The following is a 23,036-nucleotide window of genomic DNA, read 5'->3' as shown; positions in this document are numbered from 1 at the left end:
AAATTAAAATAAAAAAATAGTACTAGTTCAAGCCAAGTTGATAATTGGTTATAAAGGTAATTTTACTTAAAAAATATATCAAATAATGTAACAAAACCTTAACAAAACCTACTAACATTGAAATATCTAACTCGCAAATTCAACTGTATGCTTACGATAAAAAACCTCAATAAAACATATCCCAATGGAACACAAGCTTTGAATGATGTTAATCTGTCATTAGAAAAAGGAATGTTTGGCCTTTTGGGACCCAATGGTGCAGGTAAATCTACCTTAATGAGAACTATAGCTACTCTGCAACTAGCAGACTCGGGCACAATTGATTTTGATGGTATTGATGTGTTTAAACACCCTGGAGAGTTGCGAAAAATACTAGGGTATTTACCACAAGATTTTGGAGTGTACCCAAAGGTTTCGGCAAAAATGATGCTTGATCATATTGCTAGGGTAAAAGGTATTACCAACAGCCAGGAACGTAAAGGTTATGTTGCTGATCTTCTTCATAAAGTAAATCTATACAAATTCAGAGATCGTAACCTCGGTGATTATTCGGGAGGAATGCGACAGCGTTTTGGTATTGCTCAGGCGTTGTTAGGTAACCCAAAATTAATCATAGTAGATGAACCCACGGCTGGTCTGGATCCTCTAGAACGTAACCGTTTTCATAACCTACTTAGTGAGTTAGGAGAAAATGCTGTTGTAATTCTAAGTACCCATATTGTGGATGATGTGACCAATCTATGTCAAAATATGGCTGTTTTTAATGAAGGGAAAATCCTGGTACAAGGAAATCCTCAAGAACTCTCGAATACTTTGAATGGTAAGGTATTTAAAAAGCGTATTGACAAATCAGAATTAGAAACACTTGAAAACGAATTTACCATATTATCAAACTACCTTAGAGCAGGACAATTTTATGTAAATGTATATGCCGAATCTAATCCTGGAGAAGGGTTTGAAGTAATAAACAATGATTTAGAAGATTTTTACTTCTACTGCATCAATAAGAAAGAACAGGAGGAGGTAACGGTATGATAGAAATCTTACGATTCGAATTACAATATAGATTAAAAAGACCCGCTACCTGGATTTATATCGTTTTAGGGTTAATCATAGCAGGAATGTGGGGTGCATTGATGCAATCTTCTACACCAGAATTTATAAATAGCCCAAACAATATTATTGGAATTATCGGTCCTGTTTCTATTATTTCGATCTTTTTTTATGCTGCAATTATGGGAGTTCCGATATTTAGAGATAAGGATCATAAAACTGCACAAACCTATTTTACTTTTCCAATTACACAAAAATCGTATGTTTTAGGGAGGTTTTTGGGGAGTTTTACCATAGTTACTTTATTAAATCTATTTATACTTTTAGGAATTATTATTGGTCTTGGTATAAATATGTTCCTTGATCGCCCTGATTATGGAACCTTTACTTCATTTAATTTTACATCATATTGGCTTCCTTTTCTATTTTTATTAGAAATCAATGCATTTTTAATTGGATCTCTATTTTTTTGTTTGATGGCATTTTTTAAAAAGATGCCCATTATCTATCTTGGCGGAATATGTCTTTTTCTATTATATAGTATTTCTGGAGATTTACTAAGAAGTTTAGATAATCAATGGTTAAGCGTTTACTTAGATCCTTTCGGAACTAGAGCCTTTAGTTTTGTTAAAAAATACTGGTCAATCAATGAGTTAAATACAAACCAACTTCCTATATATGGTAAATTTTTATTCAATAGAATATTATGGTTCGGCATAGGCTTACTTCTTTTTTTAATTACTTTTTTCAAGTTTGATTATAAAAAATTCTTGCTTTCCGGAAAGAAAAAGAACACTATAGAGAACGGAGAGTATACTCCATCATTAGTATCTTCGGTTACACAAGTATTCACCAAAAAAACAGAACGAAACAATTTACTTTCTCTTAGTAAAATTGAATTCTTATCTATTTTTAAAAGTCCGGTTTTTTTGATTCTCCTAATCATCGGAGTCATATTTTCTATATTTAGTATATATAGTGCCAATGAAACATACGGAACTCCTAACCTGCCACTAACCCGATATGTGGTTATGTATATCAACGGACTTATTTCTTTCTTCTGTGTTATAATTTTAGTCATTTATTCTGGTGAAGCAGTACATCGAACAAGAAGTAACAAGACGTTTGTGTTTTATGACGCATTGCCCATTAGCAATTCTAGTTTATATTTTTCAAAAATAATATCGCTTATCGGTATTGCTTTTACATTGGTTATCGCTAATATTTTTATCGGTATTTTGTTTCAGACTTTTAATGGGTATTTTAGATATGACCTGGGTATGTACATCATTTATAATTTTGTTTTGGTATTTCCCAGTTTTATCACCACTATTCTGGTTTCATTTTTTATCCATGTATTAGTCAATAATAAATTCTTAGGTCATTTTATTATTATCTTGATCTATGTCGGATTACCACTTTTGGTTGCTTTTGCTTTTAAAAGCGTCAATCCGATGTATATTTTTACAGGAACCACTCCGATCTTTTTAAGTGACCTAAATGGATTTGGGCATTATCTGGAAGGAATTACATGGCTTAATCTATATTGGATTCTGATGGCTTCAATCTTAATGATGATTGGTAAAGTTCTCTGGACTCGAGGTTTCTTTTCTACAGCCAAAGAACGTTTATCTCTTGCAAAACAAAGATTTGATGCCAAGACTATTTTAGCATTTGTAGTCATTTTATTGGCTTTTATATCTGTAACCGCATATAATTATTATAACCTTAAAGTACTCAATACTCTCGAAGATGGCAATTATGCAGAAGAAGTAGAGGTTGATGCAGAAAAGAAATACAGTAAATATATTGGTCAAGCTCATCCGCAGGTCACAGATCTAAAAGCATATATTGATGTATTCCCTAAAGAACGAAATGTAAAAGCAAAAGGAGAATATAAAATCATTAACTCTTATGATACTCCGATTGACACTTTACTGCTGGAGATTCAATATCCTGGTCCTAATACCTATCTAAAAAAAGTGATTTATAATGGTACATCATTACATCCCGTCGTATCTGACTCGGTATATAGAATGTATTTTTATAAGCTACCCAAGGCTATGCTTCCTAATGAAAAAGCAGAGCTTACTATAGAAGTATCATCAGAAACCAAAGGATTTGCTAATGATTTAGAAACCGAGGTATTACATAATGGGTCTTTCTTTAATAGTAGTATTTTTCCGAGATTTCATTTTGAAAGAAGTCTTATTGATAATGGAGTACGTGTAAAACACGGATTAGAAAAACTGGATTATCTCTATCCTCCCCGAACAGATTCTTTAGCCCTTAAAAAGAATCTATTTAACGAAGATGCTAATTATATTAATTTTGAAGCTGTAGTAAGTACTGCCGATGATCAAATCGCTTTAGCTCCAGGAAAATTAATAAAGGAATGGAATGAAAATAACAGGGCATATTATCATTACAAATTAGAGTCACAAACCGATCTGTTTTTTAATGTCGTATCCGCCCGATATGATATTGAAAAATCCAGTTGGACTGCTCCTAGCGGGAAAGAGGTAGCCATAGAAATTTACCATTCTCCAAAACACAAGCGTAACCTCAAACATTTTGTTGAAGGCACACGAGTAGCATTAGACTATTGCTCTAAAAACTTTTATGAGTATCCTAACTCGGTGATAAGAATAGTAGAATTTCCGGCGCATGCTACCTTTGCACAATCATTTGTAACGACTATCCCCTACTCTGAAGATTTTGGATTTGCTGCTAATTTTGATAAAGCCGAGGATTTTAATTATGCCTTTAGAGTCACTACTCACGAAGTAGCTCATCAATGGTGGGGACATATTGTAACTCCTAGTAAAACCTCGGGAGCCAATATCATTTCAGAAACACTGGCAGAATATTCATCTCTTATGACTATGAAGCATCAATATGGAGAAAACGGAATCAAAAATTTCCTTAAATATTCTTTGGATGACTATTTAAGAAGCAGAGCTTTTAGCTTTAAACCCGAACGCTCCTTAATCAATGTCGAAGTAGGACCGCATATCTGGTATCGTAAAGGGTCTATGGTCATGTACGAGCTTCAGGATATTATTGGAGAGGAAAAAATAAATACTGCGCTCAAAGATTTTCTTAATGAATATAAGAATTTTGAAAAAGGGGTGTATCCCACTTCAGAAAACTTGTATAATGCCATTTATAAAGTAGCCCCAGATTCTCTAAAATATGCTGTAGAAGATGGATTTACCAAAATAGCCTTATACGAAAACCGTGTCGTACAGGCCAAAACAAAGAAACTGGATAATGATACCTATGAAACTACTTTTACTGTTAATGCTCAGAAAATCTATTATGACGATACAGGAAAAGAAGAACGTATTGATGACAAAACCAATTATATCGAGGTTGGATTATTTGGTAAAGATATCGTAGATGACCAAGAAGTTCCTCTTAAAAATCCATATTACCTGGAACGAAAATGGTTACACCCTGGTGAAAATACCTTCACTATCATTACGGATAATAAACCTATAAAAGCAGGTATTGATCCTTATAATAAATTAATCGACAGGAATTCTGGTGATAACCTAAGGCCTGTTGAAGAAGAGTAATTTTAGTTAGTTGTAAAAATCACGATTGAGAAGCGCTGTCTCGGCCGTGATTTTTTTATGATCAGGTAAAAACCTAATCCCATATCCACACTTCCAATTTTCAATTCTAACTCTAAACTTACGCATTCAAGCACCTGACACTATCCCACAAATGGATTTATCTGTTCTGGGCTTTGATCTTTGGCATAGAATCCAAATGCAAAACTTACGGTTTCTCTATAGACAAAACTCTGTAAAGAAAGATCATACTCAATAGGAGCGTCTAATGTTTTCATGACATTAATAATACGATAAAGCTTGGTTTTTGAAATTCCTAAACGAGCCGAAAAATCTTCTGGAGACCCTGTTGCTTGTAATCGAATTGATTGATCTACACGTTCTATGATTTTGATATGTTTCATTATAATATTCATACTGTTTTCCCTTTGATAAATTAGTATGTGAGTATTGTAATTTTTAACTTCTTCTAAAATTGGACTTCTGACACTCATTTTTGGACTTTGAGGGTTCAATTTTGAGACACGATTATAAAACGATGAACCAAAAAGACGTTCCATTGGATCTTTTTGATGAAAATAATGAAGAGAGGAAGCCAGGCAAGTAATACGTACTTGCCTGGCTTCCTCTTTTATGAATATCTACTATACAATGTGATTCACATCACTCTGAACTTCTTTCAGGGTCTCAAACTACAAAGCATTAGTCCTTATTAGATGTGAGTAGACCGTCTGAAAAATCGTCATTCCGAGCATAGCGAAGGAATCAGTCAAGCTTAAGTAACTAAAAAAAACAGATTACATCACACCCCATTGTAACAATTCTTCCATATTGTAGTCTTCCTTTTACACTATCAAAACCATTGTGTTTCATATGTTTTTGATATTCATTATTATTTATTGACATGTCAGGCAACTATTTGCGTCTAAATATTGTCTATAGGTATAGAAACGTGTTTGATATAAACTTCATCATAATGATATATAATAAAACCATCATCTTTTCATTTTTAATTGGTCTTGTGGGTACTATAGGCTCTGCACAAACAATTACTTCTAAAGTGGTAGATAAAAAAACCAACCAGCCTATACCATTTGCCACGATCCAGATATCAGAAAATGATGGGGTCATTACCAATGAAGAAGGAAGGTTTACGATACATATGGGTCAGGCAAATGCCTCTGCAGATTCTATCTATATCTCTTCTATGGGATATGAAAAAATAGGTATTGCAGTACAGCCCGCAATAGATAGTATCATTTATATCCAACCCAAGGCGATAGAGTTAAAAAGTGTATACCTGTCTAACAAGAATTATACTATAGACGAAATCATGGATAAAGTTGAGGAACGATTAGCACAGAATTATCATTTTGATATGACGCAAAAGCGTTTGTTTTTTAGACAATCTGAGTTTAATACCATGAAGAAACTGGATGTGGAGTTTAAAAAATCCACCATCGAAGAACTTAATGAAGAATTTATCGATAGTGTGATTACTATTATCCCAAGAAAATCAGAATATTATATAGAGACCCTATGTGATTATTATGGTAGTGTCGAAAAACGAAAAATCAATATCATTAAAGCTGCAGAATTATACGACAAAAATAATTCGGGTTCTATGGAAGCAATGTCAGAAAAGTTAGAAAAAATCTTTAAAGACAATGTAAAACCTGATTCTTATCTAAAAATTAAATCGGGATTATTTGGCACCAAAGTACAAGTAGATTCTATCCTCGAACAGAGTGAGGAAGCCAAAGCAGCCAAAGATGAGATCAATGATAAAAAAGAGGAAAAAAGTGAGTTTCTTAAATATAGAAGAATGGCAATAGAAGGGCTTTTTAAAAATATGTTCTTTCAGGAAGATCCCACAGTAAATTTTATCAGTAAATCAGGACGATATGAGTTTGAGTTGATTGATTACACCTATATGGATGACAGTAGCGTATACATCATCAATTTTTCGCCTAAAAGAAGAGAAGATTTTAAGGGGACTATATATGTAAATACCGAAGACTTTGCCATCATGCGTGTTGATTATACTAATGTAAAAAACTTACGCAATTTTAGACTGCTTGGACTTAGCTACCAGGAAAACCTTTATAAAGGAACAACAATTTTTACTAAAGGACAGGATAATAAATACACGGTAAAGTACCTCGAAAAAATAAAGGGTAATCTTTTTGGTGTGGATCGACCGCTAAAAGTAATCGAAAAGAACAAACACGTTAAGGGAAAACGCAAACAAAATGAATTATCTCTGGAGATCGATGCCGGTATTGGTAATGTTTCTAAATATGAAATAGTAGTTTTTGATTCTAAATCCTTAACCGAAACCGATTATAATGGTAGCATAGAAAACAAGTCCATCAGGCCTGAATACCTATCAAGATACAACCCAGAATTCTGGAAGGGGTATAATATCATTGAGCCCAATGCGGCCATAAAACAGTTTACCGTAGCCCCAGAGAGTGAATGATTGTATTATTGTCATCCCCAGTTTAGATTAGAAAGACAATTATAATAGATTCCGGATCAAGTCCGGAATGACAAAACTAAAATGTTTAAAATAATGATTATTAAGTTGTCATCCCAGCGTAAGCTGGGATCTATATGACTCTTTTAACTACACTTCGATAAACTCAGCAGGACTATCGAGATGCAACAATACCTAAACAATATTCCCATCCAACAAATTAATCACTCTCGATCCATAGGCCATATTTTTTTCAGAATGTGTTACCTGTATAATAGTTACACCTTCTTTATTAAGTTGTGTAAAGATCTCCATAATTTCTTCCCCTTGTTTAGAATTCAGGTTCCCGGTAGGTTCATCGGCAAGGATAAGTTTTGGACTCGCAATAAGTGCTCTGGCTACTCCTACCAATTGCTGCTGCCCACCACTTAATTGAGCAGGAAAAAGATCTTTTTTACCCACAATATTAAAACGATCTAGCATATCTCCAACGAGTGATTTTCGCTCAGAAGCACTGTGTTTTTTGTATAATAATGGCATTTCCAGGTTTTCCTTGACCGTTAATTCATCAATTAAGTGGTATGCCTGAAAAACAAATCCTACATATTGCTTATATAAGTTGGCGCGGTGTTTCTCTTTGAGCGTATGAACAGATTCATCCAAAAATGTATATTCTCCTTCATTAAAATCATCCAACATTCCAATTACATTTAGTAAAGTTGATTTTCCTGATCCAGAAGGTCCCATAATAGAGATAAAATCTCCTTCATTAACCCAAAAATTAATATCTTTTAATAAGAAAACCTTCTGTCCTCCAGAATGTACCCACTTCGAAATATTCTTTAAATTTAATAGCATCTGTATTTGTTTTATTTTTTATAATTAATATTTATATCATTTGATTTTACATACAATTTATAAGAATTGATGTATTGTTTTTATTCTTCTCTAAGCGCATGAATCGGATTTGCCAACGCTGCTTTTATGGACTGAAAACTACATGTGATTACCGAAATTATAAAAGTGATTAGTCCGCCACTTAAAAGCATCCAAATCGATATATCAATACGATACGTAAACCCTTCAAGCCATAAATTCATAAGATAATATACAACAGGAACGGCAATGATAAATGCCAAAGCGACTAAGCGCATAAACTCCTTTGTAAAAAAAGAAAGAATTTGCAAGATGCTGGCTCCCATCACCTTTCGAATTCCAATCTCTTTGGTTTTTCTTGAAGTAATAAACGACATCAAGCCAAAAAGACCAAGACACCCTATGCATATGGCGAGAATAGAAAAAATGGTAAATCCATTAAACACCAATCGCTCCAGAACATATTCTTTTTCGATAGCATCATCTAAGAAATCATATCGATATATCGAAGAGGTAAACGTATCTTCCCATACCTCCTTAATCATCGCAAGGGATTCATAATTCTCATTTCCAATTTTGATAAATGCCTGATTTTGATAATACTCCCAATTTAAAATAATACATGGAGTAATCTCATACTGAAAGGAATTATTATGATAGTCTTTTACTACTCCAACAATAGTGGCTTGACCTTCATTAATCTGAATTTTCTTTCCGATCGCCTCTTCTGGTGTCCAGTTATAGGATTTCAGTAAGGTTTCATTCACAATAAATTCATCAAAGGTTTCTTTATTGGAAGTAAAATTTCTTCCGGCCAGGAGTTCTAAATCATAAAAATCCAGATAATTAACATCTCCTATTTTCATCTCAGCATCCAAAGATTCCTCTACTGTCTGTTCTGGACGACGAAAACTTGTTCCTAACTGAAAGCCATGAACTGCCATAGGAGGACCAGAACCAAAACTAACTTTAGAAATGTTATTGTTTTCTAACAGTACGTTTCTAAACACTTCCAATTTTGAAAACTCTGGTGTTGGTGTCATCACTACAGCATTTGATGAAAACCCCATAGATTCATTCTTAAAATAATTCATCTGTAAGGCCACAACTATCGCTGCAATGACAAAAAGCTGAACAATAACAAACTGAAATACAATTAATGATCTACGTAGATTAAAATTTCCCGTTCCGCGTAGCTGAATTCTATTCTTTAATGCTTGTATTGGTCTATATGCAGAAAGAACGATAGCAGGATAAATAGCTGCCAGAAGAATGGTAAAACAACCGATGAGTAGAATCAAACCTATATGACTCCAGGCAAACTGAAGCTTCAAATCAATAATAGATAAATTAGTATTTAACTGATGTAGTAAGGCACTCACAATAGCAACAGAAATACATAATGTCCCTATAATAATGATACTATTTTCAAAGATGAACTGACGTATTAAATCTCTTCTTTTACTCCCTAAGACTTTACGAATACCCACTTCTTTTGATCTAGATATCGATTGTGCAGTAAGTAAATTGATAAAGTTAACGATAGCAATGACCAAAATAAATAAGGCTACAATCGAAGCCGTAAAGAGAATTTTTGACGGCAAAATATATCCGCCAGGGCTACTGCCATATAATGTTTCGTTATGAATTTCTGTTAATGGTTGGAGAAAATATGAAATACGTTTATCATCTTCTGGTTTTAGGTATTTTTTCTTCCAGCTAGCAATTTTAGCCTCTAGAGGTTTCCTCAATTCTTCATTTTGTAAAACTACATAGGTCGTTCCCTGGTAATTCCCAGACCAATTTCCTGAGAAATAGGGGTTATTAATTTTAAAGAATTCATACGGAATCAATATGTTGTATCGTTGATTAGAGTTTCCGGGAGCACTTTTTATAACACCAGTAACTTTAAGTGGATCTTTACTTTGTAGAGCTATGGTTTTGCCCAGAATCGATTGATAATTCTCGTTATGTTCGGGAAAATACTTGTTCGCCAATTCTTCTGTCAATATAATCGAATTGATATCTGAAAGTGCAGTATTGAAATCTCCTGCAATCCATTCGATATCAAATGTTTTAAGAAAGAAAGGGTCTGCAAACAATACATGAGATTCCTCGAATCGTATTAAGTCTCTTTCTCCGTCTTCAATACTAAACTCGCGACTTACTGGTCCAGCAGTCTGAGTAACCATATCAATTTCGGGAAAATCATTACGTAGTGCCGATGCTAAGGGGTATGCCGTAGTATTCCAATATAACGTCTGATCGGGTAATTGATTATGTTGAACTACCCGATACGTGTTTTCTGCTTTTTCGTGATAGTGATCAAAATTAGATTCATACCTCACAAAAATCAATATGACCATACAAGTACTAATCCCTATGGACAATCCAAAGATATTAATAGCAGTATTCACTTTATTTTTCAAAAGATTTCTCCAGGCTATTTTGATATAGTTTTTAATCATCACGTTTTCTTTTACTCGGTTCGTAAATTATGTATTGGATTAGATGATGCTGCTTTAACCGTTTGAAAGCCAACAGTTAGCAATGTAATAATCACCGCACATAGTGCAGCCAATATAAATACCCATATATCGATCGGGGTTCTATAGGCAAATCCTTTAAGCCATTCATCAACCAGAAAATAAGCAAGAGGTGAAGCTAACAGAATCGAAACTCCTATAAGTTTGGCAAATTCTGATGAAAATAATACTGCTAATTCTGATACTTTGGCTCCCAATACTTTTCTAATACTTAATTCTTTTACCCGCTGTTCTGCTGTAAAGGCAGCCAAACCAAATAATCCAAGACATGCAATAATAAGCGCCATAAGAGTGAATATATTTAGTACAACTCCCATTCGTTGTTCTGACTCGAAGGTGTTTTCAAATTCCTGATCCATAAAACTATACTCAAAAGGTACTGATGGATCCATCTGTGCAATCTCATCTTTTACATTTTCGACCAAAGCTTGCAGGTCAGTTGCAGTCTTCACTACTTCTGGATTGAGTTTCATGGAGTAAAAAGACAATCCTGCTCCATAATCCCAAACTTTATCATTTTGATGGTGGATAATAACCAATGGTCCTATTTCCTGATGTACACTATTAAAATTAAAATCCTTTACCACTCCCAAGACTTCAAATTCATCTTCGCTTCCAGAAGCGAGAGCCACTATTTTTCCGATTGGAGAGTCTGTAGCATACATTTCTTTTGAGCCCCAGCCTAATGTTTTAACTGCCTTCTCATTGAGTATCACTTTATACTTATCATTAGGTCGGGAGGAATCAAAATTACCTCCTGCAACAAATTCTACTCCCAATACATCGAGATAGTCCTCTTCTGCTCTTACATTTCTAAGCTGAACCACATCATTTTCGGGTCCCAGAGCTTTGTATCGATCTCCGGACCATATGTTTGGAGGTATCCCAAAAGATTTACCAACTTTAGAAAATGCAGGGTTTGATGCAAATTTTGCTTTAAGTGATTCTGTGTCAAATCCCATCTGTTCTATATTATGAATCTGCAAAATATTATCCTTTTCAAATCCTATATCAAGAGTAGAAGTATATGATAATTGTTTTTGAACAAATAGTGTACAAATAACCAATGCAATAGAAATGGTAAATTGAAATACCACTAGTCCGTTTCTAATTCCTTTTCCTCTAAACTTATTACTGATTTTTCCTTTTAGTGTTTCTACAGGTTCAAACATAGAAAGATAAAAAGCCGGATAACTTCCAGATATAAGACCTAAGCCTAATATAAATAGTACCACGATTCCCAAAAATATGGGATTGATGAGGTACGGAATTAATGCTAGTTGTACTTCTGCAATATCATTAAATGTATGTAAGGATACTTGTACTAATACCAAAGCGATAATCGTACCTGCCAATACAAAAAGTGTTGATTCTAATACAAACTGTTTGATCAATGCTTTTCGTTTTGATCCCAGAACTTTTCTTACTCCTATCTCCTTTGCTCTTTTGGAGGATCGCGCTGTAGAAAGGTTCATGAAATTGATACTGGATAAAATAAGTACCAGAATACCAATAGCTCCAAATATCTTCACAAACATAGGATTACCAGAAGGTCCAAAAACATTAAAATTAGGAGATTCTGATAAGTATATCTCTCTAAGTGGTTGAAGATCTAATGTCCAGGCATGTCCAGCTGTAAACTCATCAAATGTCTGGTTAAAAATACGTTCGGTTGTTGGTGGAGCCCATTTTGGGGGTATTGCCTGAATTTTATCAGTAAACGCCTTCATATCGGTTCCTTCTTTTACCAGACCATAGGTTGCAAATGCTGTCCATATCCATTTCCATCCATTAGCATCCATCATTTCTGAATAGCTTTTTAAAGAAACGATCATATCAAACTGAAGGTGCGATTTATAAGGAACCTCAGCAATAATACCTTGTACAGTATATGTTTTCCAGGAACCATCATAATCCTTAACCTCCAATGTTTTTCCCATAGGGTCATCATCACCAAAATAACGTTCTGCTGTTTCTTTGGTCATCACCATAGTAAGAGGCTCACTAAGTGCTGTTTTTGGATCTCCCTGAAGAAACTGAAAGGAAAATACATCAAAAACATTCTCTTCGGCTGCAAAGTAACGGCTTTCATTATAGAAATTAACTTTATTATTATGGTTAGCACGAATTGTTTGTCTTCCGGTACTCAAAAGTCTTGTTACTTCTTCAAACTCTGGTGCATCTGCTCTTAGTGCAGTAGCTACATTAGGTCCTGTGCTAGAAACCATTTCGTCCCAATCTCCCCAAATATTGGGTTGATTCACTCTGTATATACGATCTGCTTTTTCATGAAAGGTATCATACGTCATTTCGCTATGAACATATAAGCCAATAATAAAACAAGTTGCAATACCGATACTAAGTCCTAATATATTTAGAATTGTAAATTGTTTTTGTCGAATGGCATTTCTCCAGGCTATTTTGATATAGTTCTTAATCATAATTTTCCTTTTATTCTGTTCGTAAACTTTTAACAGGGTTAGATACAGCTGCTTTTATAACCTGAAAACTTACCGTTGCAAAAGCGATACCTAATGCTACTCCACCAGCAATAACAAATAATCCCCAACTAATATTAATATGATATGCAAAACCTTCTAGCCATCTGCTCCCCAGATAATATGAAATCGGACTTGCAAAAAGAATAGCGATAACCACCAACTTTAAAAAATCCTTAGACAGTAACGTGGTAATTCCTAATACAGACGCCCCAAGAACCCTACGTATTCCGACTTCTTTTTTTCGTTGTTCTGTTGTAAACGAAGCCAATCCTAATAATCCCAGACACGCTATAAAAATGGCAATGAATGTAAAACACATAATTACATTAGACATACGTTGTTCTCGTTCATAATTTCTTTGGAAATCCTGATCTAAAAAAGAATATTGAAATGGAACTTCAGGATTTATTTTTTTCCAAACTCCTTTCACACTAGACAATGCATTATCAAATTGCCCTTCTTTAATATTTACAATAAAATAATTGGGCTGATTACCCTTATCAAATTTTCGTATAGCATAAGGCAAAATGCTTTTATGGAAACTACGTGAATGAAAATCTTTAATTACACCAACAATTTGTAATGACTGTTGCTGATTATCAAACTCGTAATGTACTTTTTTTCCTATGGCATTATTAGCATCATATCCTAGTTGTTTAATAGCAGTTTCATTAAGTACTACTCCATCAAGATCTGCTTCTGGATTTGTAGATAAAAGCCTACCTTTTATTAATGTATACCCCAATGTTTTGATATAATCTTCATTGGCCTGGGCATAATGAATTTCGACTTTATCATCCAAGGATTTATCTTCAGCATAGATGAACATATCCTGTACCAGGTCAAAACCCGGATAAGTAGATCCCGCAGAAACCGAAGCTACTTTTGGGTTCTTAAGCATTTCATTTTTGAAAGCATTGTAATTATCTACTGCAGTCGTGCTTCGCAAGGGTAATATAATTTGTTGATCTTTTTTAAACCCAAGGTCTTGGTTCTTAATAAAATCTAATTGTTTTGCGATGACAACCGCTACTAAAATTAAGCATACCGATATTGCGAATTGAAAAACGACTAATCCTTTGCGAATAAAAGTTGCAGAAAAGCTATTGACCAATTTTCCTTTTAATACGGTTGTTATCTTAAAAGAAGACAAGTAAAATGCAGGGTACAATCCCGAAAGAAGGCCTGTAAAAAGTGTAAGGCCAATACCCCAGAATATGAGTTGCGGGCTCTCTAAAAAGACAAGCTCTTTCTGTGAAAACTTATTAAAAATTGGTAAAAATAATACTACAATCACCACAGAAAGGCCTAACGCCAATACAGACATCATCAAAGATTCCCCCAAATACTGAAATATCAATGATTTTTTATGTGCTCCCATTACTTTGCGTACTCCTACTTCTTTTGCTCTTTTTTCTGAACGCGCTGTAGAAAGATTCATGAAATTAATACATGCAATCAGCAATAAGAAAGCTGCTATAGAACCAAAAATATACAGGTATGTCATATTACCATTTACAGAAAGTTCATTACCTATATCAGATTTTAGGTAAATATCTTTTACCGGCTGCAGAAATAGTTCTTTAGAAAGATTCATTTCCTTAAAATCAACAGCAGCGTTACGTTCTAGAAAAGCAGGTAGCTTTTCTTCAAAAGCAATAGCATTGGTTCCTTTTCCAAGTTTGATATACGTATGAAAAATATTATTGTATGCCCAGTTGGTTTGTTGACCTACCCACTCTCCTATATCTGTGTTTTGCATAGAGAGAAAAAGGTTTGCATTAATATGCGACTTAGTGCTATTGTTTTTAAAAACTCCTTTAACGGTGTAATTGTATTTTCCGTAGGGGATTTCAATATTAATTACTTTATCAATTGGATTTGCATTACCATATAATTTATGGGCAATAGCTTCAGAAATCACTACGGTATTAGGTTGATTGAGTGCCGTTTTTAGATCTCCGTAAGAAAAATCATATGTGAATACTTTAAAAAAAGTAGAATCTACATAATACCCATTGGTTTCATAAAATTTAATATTAGTACTCTCATCTTTTAAAAGCATTTTATCTGTTGTCGGAAAATTAAGGATACGTGTTGCCTCTTCAATTTCAGGGAAATCAGAGGCCAAACCTTGGGCTAATGGTGCAGGACCTGCAGCCCATTTTTCTCCATCAGCTTCTAGAGCTACGCGATATATCTGATTTATATCCTTATGATGCTTATCATAACTTGTTTCACTAAATACATATAACATCAAAAGAAAACATGTAGCCAATCCTACTGCTAACCCAAAGATATTGATGAGTGAAAAAAACTTGTTTTTTAATAAGTTCCTCCAGGCTATTTTGATATAATTTTTAAACATAACTTTTTGTTTTTTGATATTCTGATTCTCCTTATTCTTCTTTTAATCCATCAACAGGGTTTTTATTTGCTGCACCTATTGCTTGTGATCCAACCGTGAGCAAAGCAACAAATAAGGCTATACAACCTGCACCTATGAAATACCATATTTTTAAAGGGATTCTATATGCAAAACTTGATAACCAATTACCTGCCAATAGATATGCTATGGGTATTGCAATACCTATAGCTATCAATACTAACTTCGCAAATTCGCCAGATAACATAATTGTAACCTGAGAAACGCTTTGCCCCAGTACTTTTCTAATACTAATCTCTTTTCGTCTTCGCTCTGCTGTATACATCGCTAAACCAAACAAACCTAGACAAGAGATTAAAATAGCTAGGCCCGCAAAATACTTTGATAAGGAAGCTACACGTTGTTCTGCTGCATACTGTGCCTGAAAATCTGTGTCTAAGAAACTATATTCAAATACATACCCAGGATTAAATTTGGCATATGCATCTGCAAGCATCGTAAGTGTTTCTTTTTCTGTTCCACTAGCAATTCGAACTACAAATTCTAAATTGGATCTATTATTATTTAATCTAAAAAACATGGGACGTACAGTTTCTCGAAAAGATTGAAAATGAAAGTCTTTTAAGATTCCTATAATCGTATATTGAGTAGATCCGTAACGAATTGTTTTTCCAATTGGATTTTTGATCCCCATCATCTTTATGGCGGTTTCATTAAAAACTATTGCAGCACTGTCTGCGGGAAACTGCCGAGAAAAGGATCTACCTTCTTTAATTTTCATATCCATGGTCTCTATAAAATCATGACCTATACGAAGTGTTTTAAAACGGGATTGACGTTCTTCTTCGTTACCTGTCCAAACTACCCCCCCGGTTGTATTAATGTTTGTTCCTATGATATTTTGACTGGTCATAGCAGCATTAACTATGTTTGGAAACGTTTTTAATTCTTTTAAAAATGCCTCAGCATTTTGTCTTAAGTGACCCTCCTGACTAAAATAAACAACATTGTCCTTATCCATTCCCAGGTTTTTGGACCGTACATAATCCACTTGTTGAGAAACTAATAACACTGCTATAATTAAAATAATTGATAATGAAAATTGAAATATCACTAACCCTTTTCTGACCCAAACTTCTCCCCAAGAATTTTTTAATTGACCTCTTAAAATGGTTACCGGTTTAAAACGAGAAAGATGTAATGCAGGATAACTTCCTGCCAATACCCCAGTAAAAAGAGCAATTAATAATAGTAAACCAAAAGTCAAAGGTTCAAAACTTAAGGATAATGTTTTACCAGTAATTACATTAAATTGTGGGATAAAAAGAAACACTACTAAAAGCGCAAATAATAGAGAAATAAACGCAGTCATTACCGATTCTCCAAAATACTGTGTAATAAGCGTAGTTCTTTTGGATCCCAATGCTTTTTTAACCCCTATTTCTTTTAAACGTCTTGATGCATTCGCTGTAGAAAGATTCATGAAATTGATACAAGCAATGGTCAAAATAAATAATGCAATACAGGAAAATAAGTATACATAATTCATACGTCCAGAAGTTTGTTTCCCATTTTCAAAATTACTGTACAGATAATTAGATGAGTATTTAGTGATTATAAGATCTGCTTCAACATCTTCGTCTTGTAGCTTCGAGAAGTTTTCTATTTTAGCAGCAAATTCCTGTACATTCGTTCCTTCATTTAGTAAAATATACGTTATCGGGTTATTATTAACCCAATCATTTTTTCCGCCATTATGTATAATTCCTTTTTTATATGCCGCTAATGGTAATATAAAATCGAAATGAGTTGTTGAATTAGTAGGAATATCTTTAAAAACACCACTCACTTGATGTTTTCCTAGCATTCCCATTGCATCCCATTCGATTACTTTTCCTACTACTTCTTTTGGAGATCCAAAAAGTTGATTTGCCAGAGATTCTGAAATCACAATCGAATTAATTTCCTCTAGTACCTGATTTTTATCTCCTTCTATCAAAGGATAAGAAAATATATTAAAATAGTCTTTGCCAGCAAATACACCAGCAGTTTTTATAATTTTGTTATTTACTCGAAGTGGTGTTTTAGCAAATTGTGTAGGCACTGTTTGAGATGCTGCATATTTTACTTCGGGTAATTTATCGGCCATTGTTTCTGCCAAAATACTTGGAGTCCAATTAAGGACTCTAGGACCTTCGCGGCTTTCAAACTTATTCCATACCTGATACAGGTATTCATCATTTTCATGAATTTTATCTACTTGAACCTCATCTAATACCCAAAGAGCGATCAAAAATACACAGGCCAATCCAGAAGACAGTCCTATAACATTAATCATAAATGTGGTTTTGTACCTCTTTATAGTTCTGAGAAATAGTTTTACATTGTGTTTAAACATAATTACTTGTCTTTGATTGAATCGTTGATGAAATTTATTCGTCTCTTAATGCCTCTATAGGATTTCTACTCGCGGCTATAAAGCTTTGCCAACTTACTGTCAATAATGCAATCGTTAGCGCCCCTAGACCAGCCAAAACATATACCCATAACCCCAAAGTTGTTTTATAAGCAAAATTCTCCAGCCATATATTCAATGCATACCAAGCAATAGGACACGCTAATACATAAGCAATGGTTACCCATTTTATAAAATCTTTATTAAGTGTAAATAAGATCTGTTTAACCTTTGCTCCGTTTACTTTTCGAATACCTATTTCTTTGACTCGTTTCCTGGTATTAAATAGTGCAACTCCTAATAAACCTATACATGAAATAAATAAGGCAAGTATCGTAGAGGAATTTAAAATCTGACTGAATTTCTGATCCTTTGCATATTGGTTTTGAAAAACTGTATTAGAGAAATTAAAGATAAACTCTTCTTTAGGATACAATTCATTCCAAATTTGGGCTATTTGATCCATAGTCCCCGCAATAGTATTTGATTTTAATTTAAATGAGTAATACCCAACAGCATGATCCCACTCCAGGTTCTGGATATAAATAGTTGGTTGTACAGTTTTGTGAAGTGAAACATGATGATAATCTTCTACTACACCTTGTATTCGATAATTTTTATTGCCAATAGTAATAGCATTTCCTATAACATTATCAGCTTGAATATTGCCCATTTTAGAAAGTGCCGTTTCATTAATTAATATCCCATTAGATTTCCAATTGCTTTCGGGGTTTAAATTCTTACCTGCAATTAGGGGAATATCATAAGTATCCAAATATCCATCATCAATACTAATCTGGTTAAAGGTCACCGGATAAGGCTTAGCAGCAACTACAGCTTTTACCTGATCATTTAGACGAGTAATCGCTTTACCTGGTATTGATGAACTCGCCGAAAACGAAGCAACACCTCCTAATGCAGATACCTCGTTTTTAAAAGTAGAGAGTCTACTCACAAGATCAGGATGTTGATTCATTGTCATAGGCGTAAAACTAAATATCGTTTGCGTACCATTAAATCCTAATTCCTTATCCATCATAAACTGCATCTGCTTATAAATTCCAACGGTACAAATCATCAATACAATGGTGATTGAAAATTGTAAGGTGACCATTACTTTTTGACTTGTCCATTTTTGATGTAGTTTTTGATCACCTTTTTTAACTACCGAGAAAGCCTTGTTCTTGATCACCGACATAAACGGCACAATAGAAGCAATACCCACAACAACTATCCCAATAGTTCCTAATAGTGCATATGTAGAAAATGTGATTCCATCAATTGGAAGTTGCGAATCGATCAAATAATGTGCTATTGGTATAGAGACAATAATAGCAACAATATTAAACAATATCGTTTCTACAAACATTAAGTAGAACACTTGATTATATCCAGAACCATTAAGTATTCTTATTGAATAGTTTTTAGCATTTTCGAGAGTTGTAATCGTATTTAGATTAATAAAATTGATAAGACATACAAGTAACACTACTAGAATAATTATCGACAGGAAAAATACTTGCGTTTGTTCTCCATTAACCGATAGTTCATGATCAAGTTTAGATTTTAAATGGATATCGGCTATAGGTTGGAATATAAAATTCATTTTAGCCTCCTTTAATTTTTGTGGAAGCGCCACCTTACCAAGCAAACCGCCTAATCGACTTTCTATCGCATTGATTGATGTATTTTTGTCTAGTTTGATATAGCAATAGGATCGATATTGTACTGGTGCTTGCCATCGTTTTGTTTCATATGGAGTTGCCCTTTGATATTCATAATCAGGATTGTCAACCAATACTTGATTTTTATTGTCAAAATTTTGAAGGTAATAAAACAGTGTTTTAAAAGTTCCAATAACATCAATATTCATGTGGCTATTACTGGGGATATCTTCAAAAACTGCGTCAACAACAAATTTCCACCCTTCATTGACCGTTAGTTCCTTTCCTAATGGGCTTTCTTCTCCGTATAATTTTTGTGCAAAAGATTGTGAAATGGCTATACCATGAATATTTTCTAGTAAAGAATTCGTCTCGGCAGTGATGATTTTACGATCAAAAACTGAGAAAAAAGAAGGGTCACTCCAAACAAAATCAACATCTTGTATTTTTTGTTGAGGACCATTAAAAATAGTTACCACATCTCTACCAAAATTACACTGAGCGACAACACCTGGTATTTCTGCTTCTAAAAGCTCTGAGGATCCACCAAAGTTTTTTGCAGACCTTACTTCTTCACCATCCTTATATTTTAAATCTAAACCTACTCTATAAATAGATTCAGAATCTTTCCAGAATGTATCGTAACTAGTTTCATGTTTTATTTTTTCAAGAAGAAAAATGAACACAGTAAATCCAACAATCAGCCCTAAAATTTTTGTTGATGACAAGAATTTCTTCTTCCATACATTTCTAATAATCGCTTTTAATATGTGTGTGTTCATAATATTATCTGTATTATTTTATTCTACAAATCCTGTATCCAACCAAAAAGCATCTATAATGGCCATTATCTGTATTAACAAAGGTTTTTATTAGAATCAACACTGCTCATTACAATCTTTTGTTTTTATAATCTCTTCCATCAAAAATGTAACAGAATGTAATTCCATCTCATTAAGAGCAGGTAAATTGTTAACAATGAAAAGGCGTAGTTCTAACCCTACTTTTTCTTTCTCTATTTGTTCTTTTATCTCTTCCATGGTATTAACATTTTTAGACTATTAATAGTTATTCATCTCTTAAGGCATCCACAGGGTTTCCATTTGCGGCTATAAAACTTTGCCAGCTTACCGTAAGGAGTGTAATTCCTAATGCCATAATCCCTGCCAGTATAAATACCCACCAGCTTATGTTAGTTTTTACTGCAAAGTTTTCTAACCATGAATTCATAGCATACCATGCTATAGGAACAGCGATAATAAATGCAATCCCCACCCACTTGATAAAATCTATATTTAATAGTTTTAATATTTTAAAAATCGAGGCTCCGTTTACTTTTCGGATTCCGATTTCTTTTTTTCGTTGTATACAGGTATAAGAAGTAAGCCCGAACAGGCCTAATGCAGCAATAAAGATGGCCAACGCGGTAAATACCTTAAACGCTTCACTAAACTTAGTATCCTCTTCGTACTGCGCTTGAAACTTTTTATTAATAAAAGTATAATTGAACGTACTTTCGGGAAAAACTTCTTCCCAAACATTTTGTAACTGTGACAATGAGTTTTGATATCCTATTGTTGAAGCCATCTCTGGATCTAACTTTACCAACAGATTGTTTCTTGTTTTTCCATATCGAATCATTACAGGCTGCATAGGGGTTTTCAAACCAAAGTGATGATAATTTTTGATGACTCCTATGATATTCCATTCTACATCCCAAAATTTTACTTTTTGATTGATTGCTGCTTTAGGGTTGGCAATACCTACTTCTTTTGCGAATTTTTCATTAATAACCAGGTTTCTATCATTTCTTTTACTATTTGGAAGAAAAGTACTACCTGCTAAAAACTCAATATCCATCAGATCAAAATAGTTTGATTCTACTCTATAATTATAATATACTACGTTTCCTTCTTCTGTGCCATCTGGATGCGTAATCCCCATAAAAGAAGATAGATTTTCATAACCATCTCCAGGATATGTTTGAGTTGTTGTCACATCTTTGACCATTGATAATTTTCTTATTTCACTACTAAGTGCAGTAAAATCTTGAATTAGCAAGGAATCAGATTTTTTATTTAAAATCTCTCCATGTATGGCTACAATATTATTAAGATCAGAACCAATAGGCTGTTTCTGTATATAATTGATCTGCTTTGTAACTACTATGGTTCCAATTAATAACACTATGGTAGCTAGAAATTGTGTAATAATTAGCCCTTTACGAATGTTTAATCCGCTAGCCGAAGTTCTTATTTTGCCTTTTAATGCTTTTGAAGGAGAATAATTACTTAGTAACATTGCAGGGTATAGGCCTGCAAGCATCATTCCCAGAAGAATGAATCCTAAAATTGGGAGGATATTTATTAAACTCGCTAGTTCAAAAGTCAATGCTTTTCCTGTAAACGAGTTGTACAGTGGTAATATAATAATGGCAATTGTAATTGCCATTATTATAGCAATCATATTAAGGATAATTGATTCTAACAAGGATTGAATAATAAGTTGTTGTTTTTGGGCACCAGCTACTTTTCTAATCCCTATTTCTTTTGCTCGTTCTAATGATTTGGTAGTAGATAAATTAATATAATTTAGCCAAGAGAGTATTAAAATAATAAAGGCGATTGCTGTTAAAAACTTAACTCTAACTACACTTCCATTTAATTCGGCTTCATAGGGTTTATTAGAATATAAATGAATATCCTCGATGGGTTCTATATTATGCCTTTCATCAGGATCATCTTCAAAATCACTTTCGACTATTTTTTTGCGTAAAGCTGTTATATTTGCGTTTGGGCTAAGTTTTAAATATGTATAAAACACATTATTATTCCAATTGGGTATTTTTTGATTCTCATCAATAGCTTCCCATCCCTTCATAGTGGTATAGGATAACAAATAACTAATCTTAAAATGTGTATTCTCAGGAATATCTTTCATTATTCCTGTAACCGTTGCCAAGGTAGGATCTCCCCAAAAAACAGATATGGTTTTCCCTAAGGGGTTATCATTTCCAAAGAGTTTTGCTGCAACCGTTTCAGTCAATACAATACTATTAGGTTCTACCAATGCAGTAGCTAAATCTCCTTTGAGTAATATTTGATTAAATATCTCAAAATAGGAAGGGTCAGCTACATTTCCGTTGGTTTCCTCTATTACTTTGTCTTCTATTTTAAGTGTAGTTTTGTCTAATCTATAAAACCGTGTATAATCTAGTACTTCTGGAAATTCTTTTTGGAACGTTGGGCCAGCCATATTGTACGTCTGTGCATCACCTTGTATAAAATGATCTCCTTTTTTATAGTCCATATATACCCTGTACACATTTTCAGATCCTGTGAACTTGTCATAATTATTTTCATAATTCACATAAACCATGATCAAAATAAAAGATGCTACTCCAATAGCTAAGCCCAGGATATTAATAAAAGAATAGAGCTTGTTCTTAAGAAGATATCTGATCGCTATTTTGAAATATAAATTATACATATCTCTGGT

Annotated in this window: 12 protein-coding genes; 3 read left to right on the top strand and 9 right to left on the bottom strand. The window is 33.7% G+C overall.

The window, feature by feature from the left end:
• Positions 1-147 precede the first annotated feature (147 nt).
• Positions 148-1,035, top strand: a complete 888-nt coding sequence (locus PQF96_RS22670) for an ABC transporter ATP-binding protein (RefSeq protein WP_143917593.1) — start codon at positions 148-150, stop codon at positions 1,033-1,035.
• Positions 1,032-4,634, top strand: coding sequence for an ABC transporter permease/M1 family aminopeptidase (locus PQF96_RS22665; RefSeq protein ID WP_271768601.1), 3,603 nt, complete (start codon positions 1,032-1,034; stop codon positions 4,632-4,634). The genes PQF96_RS22670 and PQF96_RS22665 overlap by 4 nt, the downstream gene beginning before the upstream one ends.
• A gap of 140 nt (positions 4,635-4,774) precedes the next feature.
• Here the strand turns inward: PQF96_RS22665 and PQF96_RS22660 are convergent, their stop codons facing one another.
• Positions 4,775-5,047, bottom strand: a complete 273-nt coding sequence (locus PQF96_RS22660) for a hypothetical protein (protein WP_271768598.1) — start codon at positions 5,045-5,047, stop codon at positions 4,775-4,777.
• Positions 5,048-5,607: 560 nt separating this feature from the next.
• On the opposite strand from PQF96_RS22660, the gene PQF96_RS22655 reads away from it, so the two are divergent.
• On the top strand, positions 5,608-7,113 hold the full coding sequence (locus tag PQF96_RS22655) for a carboxypeptidase-like regulatory domain-containing protein (protein WP_271768596.1): 1,506 nt from the start codon (positions 5,608-5,610) through the stop codon (positions 7,111-7,113).
• A gap of 192 nt (positions 7,114-7,305) precedes the next feature.
• On the opposite strand, the gene PQF96_RS22650 is transcribed toward PQF96_RS22655, so the two are convergent.
• From PQF96_RS22650 to PQF96_RS22615, 8 genes are all read right to left on the bottom strand, one after another.
• Positions 7,306-7,968 carry an ABC transporter ATP-binding protein gene (locus tag PQF96_RS22650; protein WP_271768595.1) on the bottom strand — a complete coding sequence of 221 codons (663 nt, stop codon included), beginning with the start codon at positions 7,966-7,968 and terminating at the stop codon, positions 7,306-7,308.
• Positions 7,969-8,048: 80 nt separating this feature from the next.
• Positions 8,049-10,454, bottom strand: coding sequence for an ABC transporter permease (locus PQF96_RS22645; protein WP_271768593.1), 2,406 nt, complete (start codon positions 10,452-10,454; stop codon positions 8,049-8,051).
• A gap of 11 nt (positions 10,455-10,465) precedes the next feature.
• The gene (locus tag PQF96_RS22640; RefSeq protein WP_271768590.1) at positions 10,466-12,973 is read right to left on the bottom strand and encodes an ABC transporter permease; all 2,508 of its coding nucleotides are present in this window, start codon (positions 12,971-12,973) and stop codon (positions 10,466-10,468) included.
• A gap of 10 nt (positions 12,974-12,983) precedes the next feature.
• Positions 12,984-15,401 (bottom strand): ABC transporter permease, encoded by a 2,418-nt coding sequence (locus tag PQF96_RS22635; protein ID WP_271768587.1) that lies wholly within the window; start codon positions 15,399-15,401, stop codon positions 12,984-12,986.
• A 31-nt stretch (positions 15,402-15,432) separates the two neighbouring features.
• Positions 15,433-17,757: an ABC transporter permease gene (locus tag PQF96_RS22630; RefSeq protein WP_271768584.1), complete on the bottom strand. Its 2,325-nt coding sequence runs from the start codon at positions 17,755-17,757 to the stop codon at positions 15,433-15,435.
• Positions 17,758-17,851: 94 nt separating this feature from the next.
• On the bottom strand, positions 17,852-20,320 hold the full coding sequence (locus PQF96_RS22625; RefSeq protein WP_271768582.1) for an ABC transporter permease: 2,469 nt from the start codon (positions 20,318-20,320) through the stop codon (positions 17,852-17,854).
• Positions 20,321-20,416: 96 nt separating this feature from the next.
• Entirely contained in the window at positions 20,417-20,578 is a 162-nt protein-coding gene (locus PQF96_RS22620) for a hypothetical protein (protein ID WP_160114134.1), read from the bottom strand.
• 28 nt (positions 20,579-20,606) lie between these two features.
• On the bottom strand, positions 20,607-23,027 hold the full coding sequence (locus PQF96_RS22615; protein ID WP_271768579.1) for an ABC transporter permease: 2,421 nt from the start codon (positions 23,025-23,027) through the stop codon (positions 20,607-20,609).
• Positions 23,028-23,036 lie beyond the last annotated feature (9 nt).

Source organism: Aquimarina algiphila, from assembly GCF_947494415.1.
Taxonomy (GTDB): Bacteria; Bacteroidota; Bacteroidia; order Flavobacteriales; family Flavobacteriaceae; genus Aquimarina; species Aquimarina algiphila.
This window is presented reverse-complemented; position numbering and strand designations above follow the sequence as displayed.

Bases quoted from the DNA above. Each gene is read 5' to 3' on its own strand.
- PQF96_RS22670 (WP_143917593.1), top strand. From the start codon at position 148: ATGCTTACGATAAAAAACCTCAATAAAACATATCCCAATGGAACACAA.
- PQF96_RS22665 (WP_271768601.1), top strand. From the start codon at position 1,032: ATGATAGAAATCTTACGATTCGAATTACAATATAGATTAAAAAGACCC.
- PQF96_RS22660 (WP_271768598.1), bottom strand. From the start codon at position 5,047: ATGAATATTATAATGAAACATATCAAAATCATAGAACGTGTAGATCAA.
- PQF96_RS22655 (WP_271768596.1), top strand. From the start codon at position 5,608: ATGATATATAATAAAACCATCATCTTTTCATTTTTAATTGGTCTTGTG.
- PQF96_RS22650 (WP_271768595.1), bottom strand. From the start codon at position 7,968: ATGCTATTAAATTTAAAGAATATTTCGAAGTGGGTACATTCTGGAGGA.
- PQF96_RS22645 (WP_271768593.1), bottom strand. From the start codon at position 10,454: ATGATTAAAAACTATATCAAAATAGCCTGGAGAAATCTTTTGAAAAAT.
- PQF96_RS22640 (WP_271768590.1), bottom strand. From the start codon at position 12,973: ATGATTAAGAACTATATCAAAATAGCCTGGAGAAATGCCATTCGACAA.
- PQF96_RS22635 (WP_271768587.1), bottom strand. From the start codon at position 15,401: ATGTTTAAAAATTATATCAAAATAGCCTGGAGGAACTTATTAAAAAAC.
- PQF96_RS22630 (WP_271768584.1), bottom strand. From the start codon at position 17,757: ATGATTAATGTTATAGGACTGTCTTCTGGATTGGCCTGTGTATTTTTG.
- PQF96_RS22625 (WP_271768582.1), bottom strand. From the start codon at position 20,320: ATGAACACACACATATTAAAAGCGATTATTAGAAATGTATGGAAGAAG.
- PQF96_RS22620 (WP_160114134.1), bottom strand. From the start codon at position 20,578: ATGGAAGAGATAAAAGAACAAATAGAGAAAGAAAAAGTAGGGTTAGAA.
- PQF96_RS22615 (WP_271768579.1), bottom strand. From the start codon at position 23,027: ATGTATAATTTATATTTCAAAATAGCGATCAGATATCTTCTTAAGAAC.